Below are 17877 nucleotides of genomic sequence, written 5' to 3'. Positions count from 1 at the left end.
TCTCCATTTATCACTTTTTTTAAAAACAGAGAAACAAAACGTATCACTCCTGCGTCAAAAGAAATGAACCGCCACAACGTACGCTAGCCCCCTCCAAGGCGGTACAAAGGAGGCTGTGAAATGAAAAAAACGTTGCTGTTGCTCCTGTCCCTCTTGATGCTCGCGAGTGTCGCCTATAACGTTGCCGCCGCCGCTACCCTATCCACAGAGCAGAAATTCGAAGAGCTGAGGAAGGAAGGCATCTTCACCGGATTCGCCGACGGATCGTCCAGACTGTACGAGACGATGTCCCGCGAGCAGTTCGCGATGACGCTGTACCGGTTGTTCGAGCTGTCGGACACGACGTACTCGAGAACGTTCGAAGACGTCGCGAGAACGCGCTGGTCGCACGACGCGATCAGAGCCGTCGTCAAGTCCGGCCTGATGAACGGCGTCAGCGCCACGAAGTTCTCGCCGGACACGAACGTGACCGTCGAACAGCTCGCCGCCGTGCTCGTCCGCGCGACGGGCTACGAGAACGCGGGAACCGGGTTCGTGCACGGCACCGTATCGCCTTGGGCGAGAGCCGCCGTTCGTATCGCCCTCGACAAAGGCCTAATCCAGCAGATGGGCGATTACACCGCGAACGCGACGCGCGGAGCGCTCGTCGAGGCGATCTACGCCGTCTACGCCGATCTGTACGAGCAACCGATCAGCATCAAGAATCTCACCGTCATCTCCAACCGGGTAATCATGATCACGCTGAAGCAATCGGTCAAAAATATTACGGACGACCGCGTCGAGATCAGAGACCGGAACGGCCGTTACGTCGACGTGACGGTATCTTCGATCAGCGCGGACGGCTTGACTGTCGTGTTGTTCACGGAGCCGCTCGCCAGCGGCACGGAACATCGGCTTTACTTCGACGGCAAGGAAACGAGCCGGTTCAATGCGGTGTCTGACGATCAAGTGAAACCGGTCGTGTCGTCCATAGACGGACTGACGAGCCGGACGGTCGAAGTCATCTTCAGCGAGCCCGTCGAAGAAGATTCGGCGGAGAACGCGAACAACTACCGGTTCAATAACGGCTTGCGCGTATCGAGAGCCGAATTGACCTCGGATCGCAGAGTGCTGATCACGACGAACGAACAGCAGAACAACGGCACGTACGAGCTGACGATCCGCGGCGTCAAAGACACCTCGGGCAATACGATGGACCAGACGACCCGCTCGTTCGCGAACGACAACACGAAGCCGACCGTATCGGCATGGATCAATCCGACCGCCACGATCACGGTACAGTTCAGCGAGAAGGTCGACAAGACGATCGCCGAACAGACCGGCCGCTATTCGATCGACAAGGGTCTCTCCGTCACGCAGGCGAAGCTGGAAAGCGACGGCCGCACGGTAACGCTCAAGACGACCTCGCAGCGCGACGGCACGCTGTACAGATTGACGATCGGCGGCATTCCGGACTTGGCGGGCAACGTCATGGACAACGCGACGATTCCGTTCGCGAGCATCTCCGATCCCGACGTTCCGGTCGATCTGCAATCGCTCGCGGCGCTCAACAACAACACCGTCGAGGTGAAGTTCGACCGCGCGATCTCCGACGCCGACGTGAAGAATTTGAAGCTGTATATTCTGAAGGACAACGGCAACGGCGTCTCGATGACGGATTGGAATCAATTCGCGCTTCGCAAGGACGACAAGACGGCGATCGTTCAGTTCCGGACGAAGTCCGAGAATCCGAAGCTGTTCGTGCCCGGCCATCTTTACCTCGGCCGCGTATCCGGCGTCGCGTCGCTCGTCACGAACGACGACCAAGACGAGGACACGTTCGCGGGGACCAACGCGGGCAATCCGATTCCTTACGTGAAGGAAGCGAAAGTGCTCGACGACGACAGGGTTAAAGTGATCTTCAGCGAGCCCGTAACGAACGTCGACGAAGCGGCGTTCACGATCAAGCAGTTGGACGGCAAAGCAATCGAGATCGCGTACGACGAGTTGAACGACAAAGACCGCATCGTCACGGAGGTCGTGCTGCGGCTGAAGGATAAACCTTCGCAAGAAGGAAACTACTTCACGCCCGGTTGGGATTACAGAATGACGTTCAACGCGAACGTCATCACGGACGCGGCCGAGTGGAACGCCCTGCAGACGACGAAGGACAACGCGCCGTACGTCGTGCAATTCGCCGCATACTGGTAAAGATATAGTTCCGAAGAGCCCCCTCTGCTGTAAAGAGGGGGCTCTTCGTTCATTTACAAAGATTGGTTATAGGGATACAATGTTAGACAATGTTCGACAAAAACCTACATCATACGCGGTTGCCTATCCGATCGGAGGAATTATCGGTTGAATCAGTCTAGAAACAAGCTCATGACCCAGCTTACTTCGCTCGTCGTTCTGTTAACGGTGTTCGTCTATGCCGGATATTCGGGAGGAGGGGGGCATCATGCCGACGTCGGTTCGTCCCACGAAGGGATCATCGCGTTGCTGCTCGCGATTCCGATCGCCTTGCTTGCCGGCGCCGCATATGCGTACTTCTCCGGGAAAAATGCGTACCTGCCGCTGCTGAATACGCTCGCCCTGACGTTCGCCAGCATCGCGATGGTCGCGGGCGCGCACGGCATGATCGAATACCACTTCTCGATCTTCATGGTGCTGGCCATGATCGCTTACTACGAGAGCGTGCCGCTCATGCTCGTCTCCACGGCGATATTCGCCGCGCAGCATCTCGGCGCGGAGGTCGTATTGCCGGAGCTCGTATTCGGAAGCCACGAATATACGTTCGGCATGATGCTTATTCACGCGATGTTTCTCGTGCTGACTTCGGCCTTCATGATCCTGCAGATAAGGGTGAAAACCAAGCAGACGGCCTTGCTCCGGCAGGAGAACGAACGGCATGAACGTCTCATCGTCGCGACGACCGAACAGCTCGCCGGGACTTCGTCGGAGCTGATGGGGATCGTCGATTCGCTGACGCAGCATTCGGAGGCAACGGTGCGCCAGTCTTCGGAGATCATGGCGGCGATGCGTAACGTGAAAGGGAGCGCGAAGCGGCAAGCGGCCGCATCCGGCGAGAGCGCGAGGACGATGGACGAGATGGCTCACGGCGTGCAGCGGATCGCCGAATCGCAGTCGGCGGTCAGCGAAGCGGCCGCCGAGATGGCGTCCGGCGCCGAGCGCGGCAACGAAGCGGTCGGCACCGCGATCCGGCAGTTCGACGCCATACGCGACGCGTCGAGATCCGCATCCGAAGCTACGGAACGGCTCCGGTCGGATACGCTTCGAATTAGCGGCATAACGGCAGCGATCGCGGAAATCGCGTCGCAGACGAATTTGTTGGCCTTGAACGCTGCGATCGAAGCGGCCAGGGCAGGGGAGCACGGGCGAGGCTTCGGCGTCGTCGCGGGGGAAGTTCGCAAGCTGGCGTCGTTGTCGGAGCAATCGGCGGCGCAAATCGCTTCCCTGGTCGAGAACGTGCTGGAGGCGACGCAAGACGTCGTCCGGCAGATGAACGAAGGTTCGCGGGAGATCGAACGCGGCAGCGCCGTCGTCGGAGAAGCCGCCATGGCGTTCGCGGATATCGTAGCGAGAGCGCACGCCATCTCCGATAGCACCCGCGACGTCTCGTCCGCGTCGGAGCAGCTGTCCGCGAGCGCCGAGCAGATTACCGCTTCGCTAGGGAACATGTCGCTCGAAGCGGACGCCGCATTGAACGAAGTCGCCGTCGTATCGGCGTCGTCGGACGCGCAGAACGACTCGATGGAGGAGATCGCGGCATCGATTCGGGGCGCCGCGGAGACGACGCACGCCTTGAACGGATTGGTCGGCGAGCTGTCCGGCCGACGTTGAAGCAATGCGGCTAACGGAAATAAAAGGACCTCGACTTCCGCTGGGCGGAGGCGAGGTCCTTGTTATTGAATGCTTATTGTTGAGCGACGATCCGGCTTAACAGCTCCATCGTCTTCGGAAGTTCCTCGTCATCGGCTCGGACGGCCATAATGATGCGCTCGCCGGTCATTTCGATGCCTTGAAAGATCGGACTGCCGGTCACGTCGATGCCGAATGCGGCGGCGTTCGTCTGATCCGATTCCGTCTTGCTAAGGACGATTTTGACTTCCGGCACGCCGAGCTCCGAGAAGCCGGGCAGATCGTCGATTTTGCGGAACGCCTCTTGGAAGACGAGGCTGTCGAAGTTTTTCTGATCCAGGAAGTAGATCTCGTCGTGCTCCGACATGAGCACCAGCACGCTCTTCTGCTGCAAGGCGATATCCTGCTGGCTCTTGATCTCGGTCGGAATATACGTCAGCGTCGTCTTGATTCGGTTCCAGTCCGGCACGAGCTTCAGCATGTTCTGCTGCAGCAGCTCCGTGTCCGCGAAGTAATAATTGCCCATGACCGCCACGGAGAGGTCGATCGGACCGAGACGCGCTTCCGCGTTGCGCTTATCGATGCTCTCTTTGATCGTGTAGCCGGCGAACAGAAGGATGATGATACCGACGATCAGGTGAACCTTATAGTAATAGAAAAAATGCGCGACTTTGCCTTGCTTCGGTTCGGTGCTCGTCTTCTCCGACTCGAGGCCGAGAATAAGACGGTACGCCTTGCTGATCTCGCTAAGATCGGTGCCGCCCTGGCTTCCGTCTCCGGAGTCGCCCTCGCCCGCGCGTTGATGCTGCGCGCGCTCTCGCTTCAACAGGATGAAATAGCGGTTCTCGACTTGTTCGCGCGTCGCGTCGGTCGGCAATCCGAGCGTCTCGTAAGCTTTCTGCAGCTCTTCTTCCATATCGTTCACTCCATTGCTCTCCCGGATGTACGGTCTTCTCTATGCATCATACACGATTTGCGCCCATGAAGAAACCCGTCTTTCTCGAAGAGAGACGGGTCTTATGTAAGGGTTACCAGGTTTTGAGAACGGATGCGGCGCTTTCGGCCGCCGCTGCCGCATGCTTCGTCTCCGTCGATTCCCAGGATTGCGCCTTTTCTTCCGCGGCGGGCGCGGGCGCCGGAACATCCTTCACGTCCATTTTGCTCTGGCCGTGGAAGATGCCGCCCGACTCGATCGACAGCTCGAGCGCCGCCAAGTTGCCGTGCAGCTTGCCCGTCGCTTTGATCGTGAGCTTGCCCGAGGCGGATACGTTGCCCGTCACTTGTCCGGCGATGATGACGTTGCGGGCTTTGACGTTGGAACGGGCGATGCCGTTCTCTCCGACCGTCACGTCTCCCTCGCACTCGATGTCCCCGACGATTTGTCCTTCGACGCGCAGTCCCGCCTCGGATTTGATTCTGCCTTCGAAGGCGCTGCCTTCGCCGATGAGCGTATCGGTGGAATTCGGATCTATTTTCGCCTTTTTGCTATTCTTGAACATCGTCAATTTTCCCTTCTAGTCGCTTTAAGATAAGGTTCCGGGTCTACGTTGCTGCCATTGACCGCGACCTCGTAATGCAGGTGAGGACCGGTGCTTCTTCCTGTCGAACCCATCTTGGCGATAATATCGCCCTTGCTCACTTTGTCTCCCGGCTCGGCGAGCATCTTGCTAAGGTGCGAATAATGCGTGCGTATGCCATTCGAATGGGAAATCCAGATGTTCAGTCCGTGCGAGCTGTCCCGACCGGCGGACAATACGACTCCGTCCGCGGTCGCGTAGATCGAATCGCCCGTGCTGCCGCCGATGTCGATGCCGGCATGGAACCGCGCGTATCTCGTGAACGGATCCTTGCGAACGCCGAACGAGGACGTCAATCGGCGAGAATCCGTCGGCCAGATCGTCGGCGTCACGCGAAGCTTGGCGGTCATCTTCAGCACGGCGGTCTTCGTCTGCTCCAGCTCGGGCTTCAGCAGCTCCGCCTGCTCCGTCAAGACGGAGAGAATGTCGCGGGTGTCGCCGATCAGGCCGTCCATCTCCTCGTCGGTTACGGGCAAGTCTTCTCCTCCCGTGCCGCCGTCCATGGATACTTCCTCGGTATCTTCCTTGCCGCTCTTCGCTTGCTTCGCTGCCGCGGTGTCCGCGTCCTCGATGCCGACCATCTCCTTGAGCTGGGTTTCCAGCTCTTTGATGTCGGTCATGTGGCTGTTGATCGATTTGGCTTGCTCGGACAGGCCGACGATCTCCGTCTGCAGCTCTTCGATGTGATCGTCCTTGCCTTGAATGATCTGTTCGTATTGTCCGGTCGCCGAAGACAGCTGGCCTTGCAAATGTCCGATCTGGCTATGATTGGTCCGGTAGAGCAGGTAGGCGGTTACCGCGCCGGCGACGGTCGCGACGAGCAGTCCCAGACCGATCATCAGCGCGAGCGCCGATAGTTGAAATCGAATGACCGAGCTGTTCGCGTCCGGTATGACCATGAACGTGAACCTTTTACGTCTCCATTTCATGACTTTCCTCCTGCAAAGGGCAACGAGTTTCATGGGGTTCATCCGACTAGAGGCATATTGATAGCCCTTCTATCCTTCGCTAATATTTCAAGTAACTTCGACTAAAAAAGCGTATAATCCTTTTTTACCGAAAAAAATCGCTACAATCCATCCTTCAAAAGGAGGATTTTGTCGCAAAAAAGCGAATCCAGTAACGATAAGTGCGAAGAGCGGTTAAATCGTTCGGACAATCGGACGTAATAGATCGGAGGATCATATGATCAGATTAGCAGGCATTGATATCGGCAACGATAGCGTGAAATTGGTCGTGAGCGGTTCCAACGAACCGATTATTATTCCTAGCATCATCTCCCCGGGGTACGAGAGACACGTACTTCAGGAGGAGGACTCCCCACTGAAAGCGCTGGACGTCATGGTTTACAGCCCGAAGCTTCGCAAGAAGAGCCAGCGTTACTTCGTCGGCCTGCTCGCTTCCGAGGACCAGGACAACGCGGAGCTCGAAGAGACGGATAACAAAGCGACGAGCGATCAGTCGCTGATCGTGGCGCTGACGGCGCTCGCTTACGCCAGCGTGACGAGCGTGGCGCAGACGCTGCAACCCGGCCAGTCGATCGAGCAGGTCGAGTACGTGATCGGAACCGGCCTGCCGGTGCGCACGTACGCGAGATACCACCAGACGTTCGAGGAGCGGCTCGTCGGCGAGCACGAAGTGACGTTCCTGTCGACGCCGCGGCTGCGCGGGCGCACGGTGCGGGTGAACATCCGCCGCGCGATCGTGTCGATCGAAGGAGCGGCCGCGCTGTTCAACATGGCGACGCACGAGAACCTTCAAGTTCGCGACGAAGAGCTATACAACGGCGTTATCGGCATCTGCGAGATGGGCGCGCTGACGACGGACTTCCCGGTCGTGAAGCGGATGGCCATCGACAACCAGTTCAGCACGGGCGAGCAGCTCGGACTCGCTTCCTACCTCGACTCGATCATTCGCGACATCGAGGATCAATACGGCTATCGGTTCCCGAGCCGCACGAAGCTGATCCAGCGCATTCGCAGGCACGACTTCATCATCCAACGCGTCGGCGAAGGCCAAGCGGACATTCGGCCGATCGTGGACACGTACTTCGGACGCGCGGCGCAGAAGATCGTCGATCTGATCCGCAAACGCTGGAAGAAGTATCCCGACATTCAATGCTTCTACGTGCTCGGCGGCGGCGCCGCGGCGCTGAAGCCTTACATTCTCGACGCGGCGGACAACATGCGCCTTCGCTTCGTGGACGACAGCGAGCTGCAGAACGTATACGGCTACTTGAAGCTGGCGAAGAACAAGACGTCTCATAACGAAGCGGTATAACAACCGAGTCCGAGTCTCCATACGCGAAGCGTCCCGAAGGTCATCGAAGCGATGTCCTCCGGGACGCTTTTTAACATGTCGTCGCGCGATTACTCCGCTTTCTCGAGGAAGCGGTTCTGCGCGCGCCAATCGAGCGGAAGGTCGATGGCGAGCAGCGTGCCGTCTACCTCGGGAGAAGAGATCGTCAGAGCGCCGCCCAGCCGGGCGATGTTCTCGCGCATCGCGGACAATCCGAAGCCGAATACCGTCGGCTCGTACCGGCGTCCGTCGTTCGCGAGCCGGAATTCGAGCTGCCCGTCCCGTACGCTCAGGTCGAATCGGAACTTCGTGCACCGGCCGTGCCGGATGCCGTTGGTCAAGCCTTCGAGCAAGGCGTGGAACAACGCCCGCTTCTGCGCCGTGCTGAGCGCGGGAAGAGGGGAGATTCGCCGCTCGATGCGGACGTCCGCCGTGCGCTCGGTTTCGTCGATCAAGCCGCGCAGCGAGCCGGCCAAGTCGGCTTCCGTACTCTCGAGCTTCAGCATGCGCACGGTGCCTCGAATGTCGTTAAGCCCTTTGCTGACGAGCTCGCGCGCCGTGTCGAGCTTCGGAATCGCCTCATCGGTCCTTCCGCGGGCGATCAGCATCTTGGCGGCTTCCATCTGCGCGATGGACGCCGTTAGGGAATGGCCGACAGTGTTATGGATGTCGAAGGCGATCCGGTTCCGCTCCTCGAGCACCGAAGCTTCCGCCAGCGCCTCGGCGGTGTCCTTAAGCGATGCCTGCAGCTGGTTGTTCGCGTCCTCCAGCGCCTTCGTCCGCTGGGCGACCTTGCGCTCCAGGTTGCGGGTCAGCTGGGCGACCGTCAGGTGAAGGGCGATGCGGGCGAGCAGCTCGCGCTTCTCGACGGGCTTGATCAAGTAATCGTTCGCGCCGGCGTCGAACCCTTCGACGAGGTCGGCGATCTGGTTGCGGGCGGTCAGCAGAATGATCGGCAATTCGTTGGAATGATACGTAACTCGGATGTACCTGCACAGGTCGTAACCGGTCATTCTCGGCATCATCAGGTCGGTCAGGACGAGATCCGGCCGCATGCCTTGCTCGAACAAGCGGACGGCTTCCTGCCCGTTCGACGCCCGTACGATCGTACAAGGCTCCGTCGCAAGGAAGTTGGATAGCACCTGAAGGTTGACGGGATCGTCGTCGACGAGCAACAGCAGCGGAATCGCGGGGTCCTTCGGTTCTTCGTCGACGTCCATGCCATCCGAATCGAACGCAGACGCAGCGTCCGCCGCGGCGGCGTGAGCGGCGTTCCAGACGATCGGTTGCCGCGGCGCGTGCGGCCTCTCCAGGACAAGCCCGGAAGGCAGGTCGGCGGCCTCCTGCTCCCCGTACAGCGGAAGCGTGAAGGTGAACGTGGAGCCTTTGCCGGGAGTCGATTGAACGCCGATCGATCCGCCGTGCAGATCGAGCAGCTTTCTCGTGATCGAGAGACCGAGTCCCGCCCCCTCGTACAGCCGTTCCGCCGAGCCTTCGCCTTGTTCGAACGGCTCGAAGATCGCTTCCAGCTTGTCCGCGGGAATGCCGATGCCCGTATCCGTTATCGAGACGTAGAGCCAGCCGTCGTCCTGATGCGCGGACAGCTCTACCGTGCCGGATTCGGTGAACTTCAGGGCGTTGCCGACCAGGTTGTACAAGATCTGCATGACCCGATTCTCGTCCGCGGCGACGAGCGGCGCGCCGTCGTCCAATCGGTTGACGAGCTGAATGTCCTTCATGAGGGCGATCGGCTGCAGCACGTTCGCGACGAACTCGGCCGTGCGCTTCATGTCGACGCCTTGGATGTGCAACGTCATGCCGGCATGCTTCAGCTTGGAGAAGTCGAGAATGTCGTTGATCAAGGAAGACAGCCTTTTGCCGCTGGCGACGACCATGGACAGGTTGCTGCGCGTCAGCTCGTTCAGCGGGCCGCCGACGCCGTCGAGCAACGATTCGGTAATGCCGATGATCCCGTTCAGCGGCGTGCGCAATTCGTGCGACGTGTTGGCGAGAAACTCGTCCTTCAGCTTATCGATCGCTTCCAGCTGACGGTTCTTCTCGACGAGCTCCGAGGCGTACGCGTTCACTTGCCGGTGTACTTCGTTCTCCCGCAGCATGACGATCGTCGCCATGCAGCAGAGGAAGATGAAGATGCCGACGAACAGCGGAAGCTGGTCTTCGCGAACGTAGGGCGACAGCCACGGCGCTTGCTCGGACAGCACTTCCCGGAGCCGCGGGTAGAGCAGCAGCAGGGAGGAGACCAACGTCGTCAGCGTCGATGAGAAGTACCCGAACACCATGATGAACGTCTCGGTCGATTTTCGTCCTCTGTAGATCCGCAGCATGGCGATGAACGAGAAGACCGCCATGAAGATGAACATGACCGGGAAGACGGAGTAGATGAGCGCATGGTACAGCTCGAAGCTGACGAGGCTCGCGACGAAGCAGACGAGCGTGAACAGCAGCATCCCGTAGCGCATCATCCTTCGCCCGCGTACTTCCCGCAGCCCGAACATCTGCTCGAAGAAGCCGTGGAACGCGTAGACGCCGAGCGGAAGCATGAGCTCGTGCCAGTAGATCGCGGCGGGCGCGTCGATGAACAAGCCGAGCGCGAACGTCCGGCAGATGCTGCCGTAGGCGGCGCTGAAGGCAAGCAGGCCGAAGTAGAAGTACAGCCGTCGCTTCGTGTTCAAGTAGAACAACACGGCGACGACGAAGATCGACGAGAAGATCGTCGTGTACAGCAGCTTGTCGCCGTCGCGGTGGAGGATGCGAACGATGAAGTCCGAGGCGTTGCCCGCGTGCACGACGCCGGGATGAATGATGCCGTCCTCGGCGTATACTCGGAACAGAAGCGGGTCGTTCGGGTAGCCGAACGGCAGCGAGACGAGGTTCCACTCGTAATACGGAAGCATCCAAGACTTGCGGTCGACGAAGTTGAACTCGAACAACCGCTCGTAACCCCAATACAGCTCGTAGTGCTTCAGGTCGTGAACGAAAAGATGGGGATCGCGCCATTCCTGGGAATGCACCCGAATGCCGAGCCAGTAGATGCCGGGTTCGTCCATTCTCGACGCCAGGCCGGGATCGTCCAGCGGTTGCCAATCGGCCTCGTCGCTCATCGGCTGTCCGGCCTCGTCGAACGCGAGATCCCCGACGTGAACGAGCCACTCGCCCTTCTCGGTCAAGTTCATGAGCCTGGCGTCCGCGTTCTCGTTCAAGAACAGAATCGGCGCGAGCCAGCCGAGCAGGATGCATAGCGTTAATCCCAGCCCTTTAAGCAATTGCTTGTACGAAACCCCGAACATCGTTAAGCCCTCCGGTCAGGCATTCATTGCCCGCCTTCCCGATGCAGCCATTCCCTGAGCAGGGTGACGGCTTTAAGGCGGTCGTTGACTCCGATTTTGTTATAGATAATGCTGATGTAATTGCGCATCGTTCCTTCGCTGACGAACAGCTCGCCCGCGATTTCCCGGTTGCCTTTGCCTTGGGCCATTCGCGCGATGATCTCCTTCTCCCGGTCGGTGAACGAGAGGCCGTCGATATCCGCGAGTTGCTTCGGGATGTCGGCGCGAGCGGCGGCGGAAGGGGCGGACGAGGAGAGGAACGTCAGCCTGGAAGCGAGCTTCGCCGCGATCGCGGCGGGCATCAGCAACGTTCCTTCCATCGTGTCTCGGATGGCGGACATGATCGTCTCGCCCGGCAGATCCTTGAGCAGGAAGCCTTTCGCTCCGTAGATCAGTGCATCGATAATATATTCGTCTTCCGCGTAGGTCGTCAGGATAAGCACTTCGGTGTCGGGGAATTGCTGGCGGATTCGGCGCGTGGCGGTGATGCCGTCCATCTCGGGCATCTGAACGTCCATGAGCACGAGGTCCGGGCGATGGAGGGCGACGAGCTCGACGGCCTTCGCTCCGGTCTCGGCGAGTCCGACGACTTCCATGTCCTCCGTTAGGCCGAGCATCGTATGGAGTCCGTCGCGCATAAGCCGCTGGTCATCGGCGATGACGATTCGGATCAATGTAAATCACCTTTTTCCGATCAATTAGGATGGCTAGCTCATATTATAAGTGAAATTGTCGGTTCATGTAATGATTTCCATCTATAATGTCGGAAAATAATAAAGCCCCGGCGAGAGCGCCGGAGCCGAGGGAGATTTATCGTTACTTGCCGAGCGCGTTGCCGCCGATCCACACCCGTTGCAGCGCGAGCGATTCGTCGAGCAGCAACAAGTCCGCGCGCTTGCCCGGGGCGATGTCGCCGCGGTCGCCGTCCAGGCCGAGCTGGCGCGCCGGGTTCAGGCTCGCCATCCGGCTGGCGCTCTCGAGCGATACGCCGATCTCGCGAACCATGAACCGGAACGCGTCGATCATCGTCAGGGTGCTGCCGGCCAAGTTGCCCGAAGCCTTCAAGCGGGCGACGCCGCACTTCATCTCGACGGGAAGGCCGCCGAGCTCGTAATCGCCGTCCGGCATGCCGGCGGCCGCCATCGCGTCGGTGACGAGGATGACGCCTTCGTCGCCTTTGGCCGCGGTCAGCAGCTTGATGCCTGCCGGGTGGACGTGGTGACCGTCCGCGATCACTTCGGCCATGATACGCTTATCGGTCAGCACCGCGCCGACCGTTCCGGGCTCGCGGTGGTGATAAGACCGCATCGCGTTGTACGTATGGACCGCGTGTCGAAGCCCATGGTCTGCCGCCTGGACGATCTGGTCGTACGTCGCGTCGGTGTGGCCGCAGCTTGGAACGATGCCGTGCCGCGACAGCAACGCGATATAGTCGAGCGCGCCTTCGGCTTCCGGGGCGAGCGTCTGCATCTTGATAATGCCCGGGAACCGGGCGACCCACGCCTCCAGCCACTCCGGCTGAGGAGGAAGAATGTAAGCGGGATTCTGCGCGCCCTTCCACTTCTCGCTAATGAACGGACCTTCGAAGTGAATGCCGAGCACTTGCGCGTACGTCATTCCGCCGTCGATGAACGCGCTGATGCGCTCGAGCACCGCCGTCAGTTCGTCGCGCGACGCGGTCAACGAGGTCGCGAGAATGCCCGTCGTTCCATGAGTCGCATGGAAACGAGTAATGTCCAGCAGGCCGTCCGCGTCGGCGTCCATGAAGTCGTGCCCAGCGCCGCCATGCACGTGCACGTCGATGAAGCCGGGCAGCACGGTTCCGCCGCGCGCGTCGACGATTTCGTGCGAGGGAGCTTGAGGCTCGTCCCCGGTCGAACGATCGCCGATCCGCTCGATGATGCCGTCGCGGATCTGAAGCCAGCCGCAGCCGATCGTCCTGTCGGCGCATACGATCCGCGCGTTGTCGATCAACCATCGTCCGTTGCTTACGTTCATGCGATCGCTCATTGCTTGTTGTCCATCGTCAGCTTCGACGCGGCCGGCTCGTCGAGCAGAACGATCAGGTTCGGGTGCGTCTGCAGCAAAGACGCCGGGACGTCGGTCGTGATCGGTCCTTGCAGCGCGCGGGCGACGATGTCGGCTTTGTCCGCGCCTTTGACGACGAGCAGAATTTTCTTCGCCTTCAGAATCGTGCCTACTCCCATCGTCAACGCTTGCCGAGGCACTTCGTCGATCGAATCGAAGAAGCGGGCGTTCGCTTCGAGCGTCTCCTCCGCCAGCTCCACGACGTGAGTGCCGCGGATGAGCGCGTGGGCGGGCTCGTTGAAGCCGATGTGCCCGTTATGGCCGAGGCCGAGCAACTGAAGATCGATCTGGCCGGCGCGTTCGATGAGAGAATCGTACCGGCGGCACTCCGCTGCCGGATCGGCCGCGTTGCCGTCGGGAATATGGCGCCCGTCCGCGGGCAGGTCGATATGGGAGAACAGATGCTGATTCATATAGGAATGATAGCTTTCGGGATGATCGGCGGGTATGTTCACGTACTCGTCCAGGTTGAACGCCGTGGCGTTCTTGAAGCTGATCATGCCACGGTCGTATTCGCGCACGACTTCCTTGTAAATGCCGACCGGCGTGCCGCCCGTCGCCAGGCCGAGCACCGCGCGCGGCGTCGTTTGAACCGTGCCGATAATAATGTTGGCGGCCGCCTCGTTAAGCTTGCCGTCGCTGTCGAACGTCAGAATGTTCATCGCGTCGTTCTCTCCTCTTTGCCCGTGTATTGTCTTACCGTCTGGAACGACCGTTCCAGGCGCGGTACGTATTCCTCGAAATGCTCGCTGACGAGTCCCGTGAACAGGATGTCCACGATATGAAGCTGCGCCATGCGGGAAGCCATGTCGCCGCGGCGCATGCCGGCTTCAGCGGACGACGTGAACAGCCGGATCGCCGAGAGCTCGGCGAGCGAGTTCGCCCCGAACCGCGTGACGGACAGCGTCGTCGCGCCCTGCTCGGCGGCCGTTCGGAGCGAATGGATCGTCTCCAGCGTCTCGCCCGAATAGGAGATGCCGACCGCGACGTCGCGCGGCGTCAGCGAAGCTGCCGACGTCAACTGCAGATGCGGGTCGACGAACACGGCGGCCGCTTTGCCGATCCGGATCAGCTTATGGAAGAAATCCTGCGCGACCATGCCGGACGTGCCCGATCCGTACAGGTCGATGCGGCCGGCCCCGTGCAGCGCCGCGATCGCCGTCCGCAACTGGCCGAAGTCGAGCAGCCGCGTCGTATCGGTCAGCGACCGCATATGGTTCGTCGTTATGGCCGACACGATGTCGGTCAGCGGATTGCCGGCGACGATGTCCTGATATTGGTTCGTCGTCCCGCCGATATGGACGAGCTCCGTCGCCAGCTTGCGCTTGAATTCCGGGAAGTTCTGGCACTGGAACAGCTTGCAGAACCGGGAGATCGTCGCCGTGCTGCTCCCAGAACGTCCCGCGAGGTCCGTAATGGTCATCTGGACGGTCGCAGCGGGATCGGCTAGCACGCATTCGGCCAGCTTTCGCTCCATCGGATGCAGGCTTTCCAACTTTTCTTGCATGGCGTTCAGTAAGCTCATGTTCGCCCCCGCGCCTCTTTAGTTAAATTATTTTCGTATTTTAAATATAATTGATGAAACTAATTTTCACAATGGGCAAAGAAGCCTAGTGCGGCTAAGCGGCCGCGCTCTCATGCATAAGATCTCTCGCAGTGGGATTTTATCCCTCGATTAGACGAAAGTATCCCCCTGGATATTCCCTCCTATACGCGTTGTTCGCGCGGTCGCCGCGCGATTCGTTATCGATTCTCCTAGCAAACGACAAGGATGCCACCTTGTCGCCCGGTGGCCTCGATGATTGAATGGTAGAGAGGGCGAATTGTTGCCGCAGAACAGGTTTGACAGATATTGACTTGGCATTTATAGTAAAAGGGTGATTGTTGCAAACGTTTGCAATGTTTCGGTTCATAGGCTGCCGCAAGGAGGAATCGTATGCGGAAAGACGAGCTCGCCGCACGCGAGGTCGGAATCAAAGCGATCGCGGAAGCGCTTCAAATTTCCGCCAGCACGGTATCGAGAGCGCTCAACGGCGTCCCGGGCGTCAATCCGGGGACGAGGAAGCTCGTCGAGGAGAAGGCCAAGGCGATGGGGTACGTGCCGAACCTTGGCGCGCAGCAACTCGTCGGCAAACGAAGCAACCTGATCGGCGTGTACGTCCCGGAGTTCGATCACGAGAACCTGTTGTTCCTCGATATGTTCTCGTCGATTCAGAAGGGCTTGCAGAGCCAAGAGAAGGACGCGATCTTCTATTACGTGTCCTTCTCGAATTACGACGGGCAACGATTGACCGAGAGCGTCCACGCCCGCAATCTGGAAGCTTGCATCTTGTTGCCGGCGTTCGACGAGCATCACCCGATCATGCGGGAGGCGCTGCGGATTCAAGTGCCGTGCGTCAACTTCGAAGGCGTCGTCGGCCCTCGCTGCACGTCGGCTCAATCCGACGACAGGGAAGGCGGCCGCATCGCGGGCCGAAGGCTGCTGCGAAGCGGGCACCGCGTCATCGGATACGTTAACGGCCCGGCGCATTTGCGGATTAGCAAGGAGCGGTACGAGGGTTTCAAGGAAGTTCTCGCGGAACGCGGGATCGAGCACGCGGAGCGGCTCGTCGCGGAAGGGTGCTTCACCGCGGCGAGCGGCGCCGAAGCGGCGGCGAAGCTGCGGGCGGCGAATCCGGACATGACGGCGGTGTTCTGCGCGAACGACCTGATGGCCACGGGCATCATTCAGGCGATGCGGGAACAAGGCCATCGAATTCCGGAGGATCTGTCGGTGATCGGTTACGACGACGACCTGCTCGCGAAGTTCCTCTCGCCGCCGCTCACGACGATCCGGCACGGGAAGGCGTCGGTCGCCCCCCTGTTGCAGGAATTGCTCGACGGGCGGCCGGGGCGATTGCTCAAGATTGCGCCGGAGCTCGTGGAACGGCACACGGTCGCGGACATTGGAGACGCGAGATGAAGGAGGAACGCATTCAGATGGCTGCAGTCATTCCGGATACTCCGGACATCATTCAAGCCCAAGGAATCAAACGCGTATTCGGCCGGGGCTCAGGCGCGGTAACCGTGCTCAAGGGCGTCGATATCCGACTGCCCGCGGGCCGGCTGGTCGCTTTCAAAGGACGATCGGGGTCGGGCAAGACGACGCTCATTAACTTGCTCAGCGCGCTCGATCGTCCGACGGAAGGCAAGATCGTCTTCGCCGGCAAAGATTTGACGGCGATGACGAACAAAGAGCGGGACGAAGTGCGCCGAACCGAGATGGGGTTGATCTTCCAATCGTTCGCCCTGATCCCGCTCATGTCCGCTTACGAGAACGTCGAGTTCGTGCTTCGCATCGCCGGCACGCCCGCGAGCGAACGCAAGGCGGCCGCCATACACGCGCTGGAGCAGGTCGGCCTGAAGCCGCGAATGCATCACCGTCCGTTCGAGCTGTCGGGCGGAGAGCAGCAGCGCACGGCGATCGCTCGGGCGATCGCGCACAAGCCGAAGCTCATTCTCGCCGACGAGCCGACCGCCGAGCTGGATAGCCGGACCGGTCTTCATATTATTAAAGTGTTCCGCGACCTCGTCGAGCAGAGCGGAATCACGATCGCCCTTACGACGCACGATCCGGCCATCATGGAGATCGTCGACCAAGTATACGAACTGGAGGATGGACAAATTGTCGCGCACGATTAAACAAGCCGCCGCGCTAAGCCTTGCCCTGTGCGTTAGCGCCGCCTTAGCCGGATGCTCCCTGCTGCCCAAGGAAGAAGAGTCGCTGAAGCCGCCTCTGGTCAAGCCCGCGAAGGAAAACTACACGACAGTCAAAGCCGAGAAAGGCACGGTTGTCAAAACAGTCGGCGGAAGCGCCACGTTCGAATCGTACGCGTCCGAGATCGCGCAGTTCACTGGCCAAGGCGGACGCATCGAGTCGATCAACGTCAAAGCCGGCGACGCGGTCAAGAAGGGCGACGTGCTCGTCCAGCTCATCCTCGACGGTCTCGACCTTCAATTGAAGGAAGCCGAGCTCGGGCTCGAGAAGGCGAAGATGAACTTCCAGCAAGCCCGTACCGGAGACGAGCAGACGATCAAGATCGCGGGCTTGCAGCTCGAGATCGAGCAGATCAAGTACGACCGGTTGAAGAAGCAATTCAACAGCAAGCAGTTGATCGCCACGATGGACGGAGAGGTAACCTACGCGGACACGCTGCAGGAAGGCGACTTCATCGACGCGTACCAGACGCTCGTCATCATCTCGGACCCTACCCGGTTGCGGCTGTCGTTGCCGGTCGATAACGCGAGCGATCGCGCGGAAGTGAAAGTCGGCGTCGCCGCCGAAGTCACGGTCAACAAGGAGCAGTTCGCGGGCAAAGTCGTTCAGACGCCTTCGTCGGCTCCGACCACGGAGAACAAGCAGCTCGCCGAACGGTACGCGAGGACGATCTATCTCGAGATGCCGGAGCTGCCGCCGAACGTCGAGATCGGCAAGCTGGCCGACGTGAAGATCATTACCCAAGAGCGCAAGGACGTCGTGAAAATCCAGAAGAGCGGGCTTCGTTCGTACTTGGGCCGCAACTTCGTCCGGATCATGGAAGAAGGCAACAAGCTGCGCGAGGTCGACGTCGAGCCGGGTCTTGCGACTTCCACCGAGGTCGAGATCGTCAAAGGGCTGGAAGAAGGCCAAGAGATCGTTCTTCAGTAATTCATTCCCGCAATCCGAACGG

The 17877-nt window shown here is 59.9% G+C and carries 14 protein-coding genes; 6 read left to right on the top strand and 8 right to left on the bottom strand.

Translation table 11 applies throughout. The features are described from left to right. Window positions 1–120 precede the first annotated feature (120 nt). Window positions 121–2190 (top strand): Ig-like domain-containing protein, encoded by a 2070-nt coding sequence (locus ACFQZG_RS21210; RefSeq protein WP_378156158.1) that lies wholly within the window; start codon window positions 121–123, stop codon window positions 2188–2190. Between the two features lie 147 nt (window positions 2191–2337). Further along, on the top strand, window positions 2338–3840 hold the full coding sequence (locus ACFQZG_RS21205; RefSeq protein WP_378156156.1) for a methyl-accepting chemotaxis protein: 1503 nt from the start codon (window positions 2338–2340) through the stop codon (window positions 3838–3840). Window positions 3841–3913: 73 nt separating this feature from the next. Here ACFQZG_RS21205 and ACFQZG_RS21200 read toward each other — a convergent pair whose 3' ends face one another. The 3 genes from ACFQZG_RS21200 to ACFQZG_RS21190 all read right to left on the bottom strand — a co-directional run bounded on the left by ACFQZG_RS21200 (window position 3914) and on the right by ACFQZG_RS21190 (window position 6364). Then, the gene (locus tag ACFQZG_RS21200; RefSeq protein ID WP_378156154.1) at window positions 3914–4783 is read right to left on the bottom strand and encodes a hypothetical protein; all 870 of its coding nucleotides are present in this window, start codon (window positions 4781–4783) and stop codon (window positions 3914–3916) included. A 103-nt stretch (window positions 4784–4886) separates the two neighbouring features. Next, on the bottom strand, window positions 4887–5357 hold the full coding sequence (locus ACFQZG_RS21195) for a bactofilin family protein (protein WP_378156152.1): 471 nt from the start codon (window positions 5355–5357) through the stop codon (window positions 4887–4889). Window positions 5358–5359: 2 nt separating this feature from the next. Continuing rightward, window positions 5360–6364, bottom strand: a complete 1005-nt coding sequence (locus ACFQZG_RS21190) for a peptidoglycan DD-metalloendopeptidase family protein (RefSeq protein WP_378156150.1) — start codon at window positions 6362–6364, stop codon at window positions 5360–5362. Window positions 6365–6620: 256 nt separating this feature from the next. Here ACFQZG_RS21190 and ACFQZG_RS21185 point away from each other — a divergent pair, with 256 nt between their 5' ends. Continuing rightward, the gene (locus tag ACFQZG_RS21185; protein WP_378156149.1) at window positions 6621–7715 is read left to right on the top strand and encodes a ParM/StbA family protein; all 1095 of its coding nucleotides are present in this window, start codon (window positions 6621–6623) and stop codon (window positions 7713–7715) included. Window positions 7716–7804: 89 nt separating this feature from the next. Here ACFQZG_RS21185 and ACFQZG_RS21180 read toward each other — a convergent pair whose 3' ends face one another. From ACFQZG_RS21180 to ACFQZG_RS21160, 5 genes are all read right to left on the bottom strand, one after another. Further along, window positions 7805–11041, bottom strand: a complete 3237-nt coding sequence (locus tag ACFQZG_RS21180) for an ATP-binding protein (RefSeq protein ID WP_378156147.1) — start codon at window positions 11039–11041, stop codon at window positions 7805–7807. Between the two features lie 23 nt (window positions 11042–11064). Then, on the bottom strand, window positions 11065–11754 hold the full coding sequence (locus tag ACFQZG_RS21175; RefSeq protein ID WP_378156145.1) for a response regulator: 690 nt from the start codon (window positions 11752–11754) through the stop codon (window positions 11065–11067). A gap of 142 nt (window positions 11755–11896) precedes the next feature. Then, window positions 11897–13090, bottom strand: coding sequence for an N-acetylglucosamine-6-phosphate deacetylase (gene nagA, locus ACFQZG_RS21170; RefSeq protein WP_378156143.1), 1194 nt, complete (start codon window positions 13088–13090; stop codon window positions 11897–11899). After that, a complete protein-coding gene (gene nagB / locus ACFQZG_RS21165) occupies window positions 13087–13830 on the bottom strand; it encodes a glucosamine-6-phosphate deaminase (RefSeq protein ID WP_378156141.1) in 744 nt (247 codons plus the stop codon). The genes nagA and nagB overlap by 4 nt, the downstream gene beginning before the upstream one ends. Then, window positions 13827–14693, bottom strand: a complete 867-nt coding sequence (locus tag ACFQZG_RS21160) for a MurR/RpiR family transcriptional regulator (RefSeq protein WP_378156139.1) — start codon at window positions 14691–14693, stop codon at window positions 13827–13829. Before ACFQZG_RS21160 ends, nagB begins: the two co-directional genes overlap by 4 nt. A gap of 411 nt (window positions 14694–15104) precedes the next feature. Between ACFQZG_RS21160 and ACFQZG_RS21155 the strand changes: the two genes are divergently transcribed. The 3 genes from ACFQZG_RS21155 to ACFQZG_RS21145 are packed head-to-tail and all read left to right on the top strand — an operon-like array spanning window position 15105 to window position 17855. After that, entirely contained in the window at window positions 15105–16130 is a 1026-nt protein-coding gene (locus tag ACFQZG_RS21155) for a LacI family DNA-binding transcriptional regulator (RefSeq protein WP_378156137.1), read from the top strand. Window positions 16131–16147: 17 nt separating this feature from the next. After that, window positions 16148–16849: an ABC transporter ATP-binding protein gene (locus ACFQZG_RS21150; RefSeq protein ID WP_378156135.1), complete on the top strand. Its 702-nt coding sequence runs from the start codon at window positions 16148–16150 to the stop codon at window positions 16847–16849. Then, window positions 16824–17855 (top strand): efflux RND transporter periplasmic adaptor subunit, encoded by a 1032-nt coding sequence (locus tag ACFQZG_RS21145; RefSeq protein WP_378156133.1) that lies wholly within the window; start codon window positions 16824–16826, stop codon window positions 17853–17855. The genes ACFQZG_RS21150 and ACFQZG_RS21145 overlap by 26 nt, the downstream gene beginning before the upstream one ends. Window positions 17856–17877 lie beyond the last annotated feature (22 nt).

It is taken from the genome of Cohnella sp. GCM10027633, assembly GCF_042675445.1.
Lineage (GTDB): Bacteria > Bacillota > Bacilli > Paenibacillales > Paenibacillaceae > Cohnella.
The sequence above is the reverse complement of the archived record's forward strand: the minus strand, read 5'-3'. Positions and strand labels throughout refer to the sequence as shown.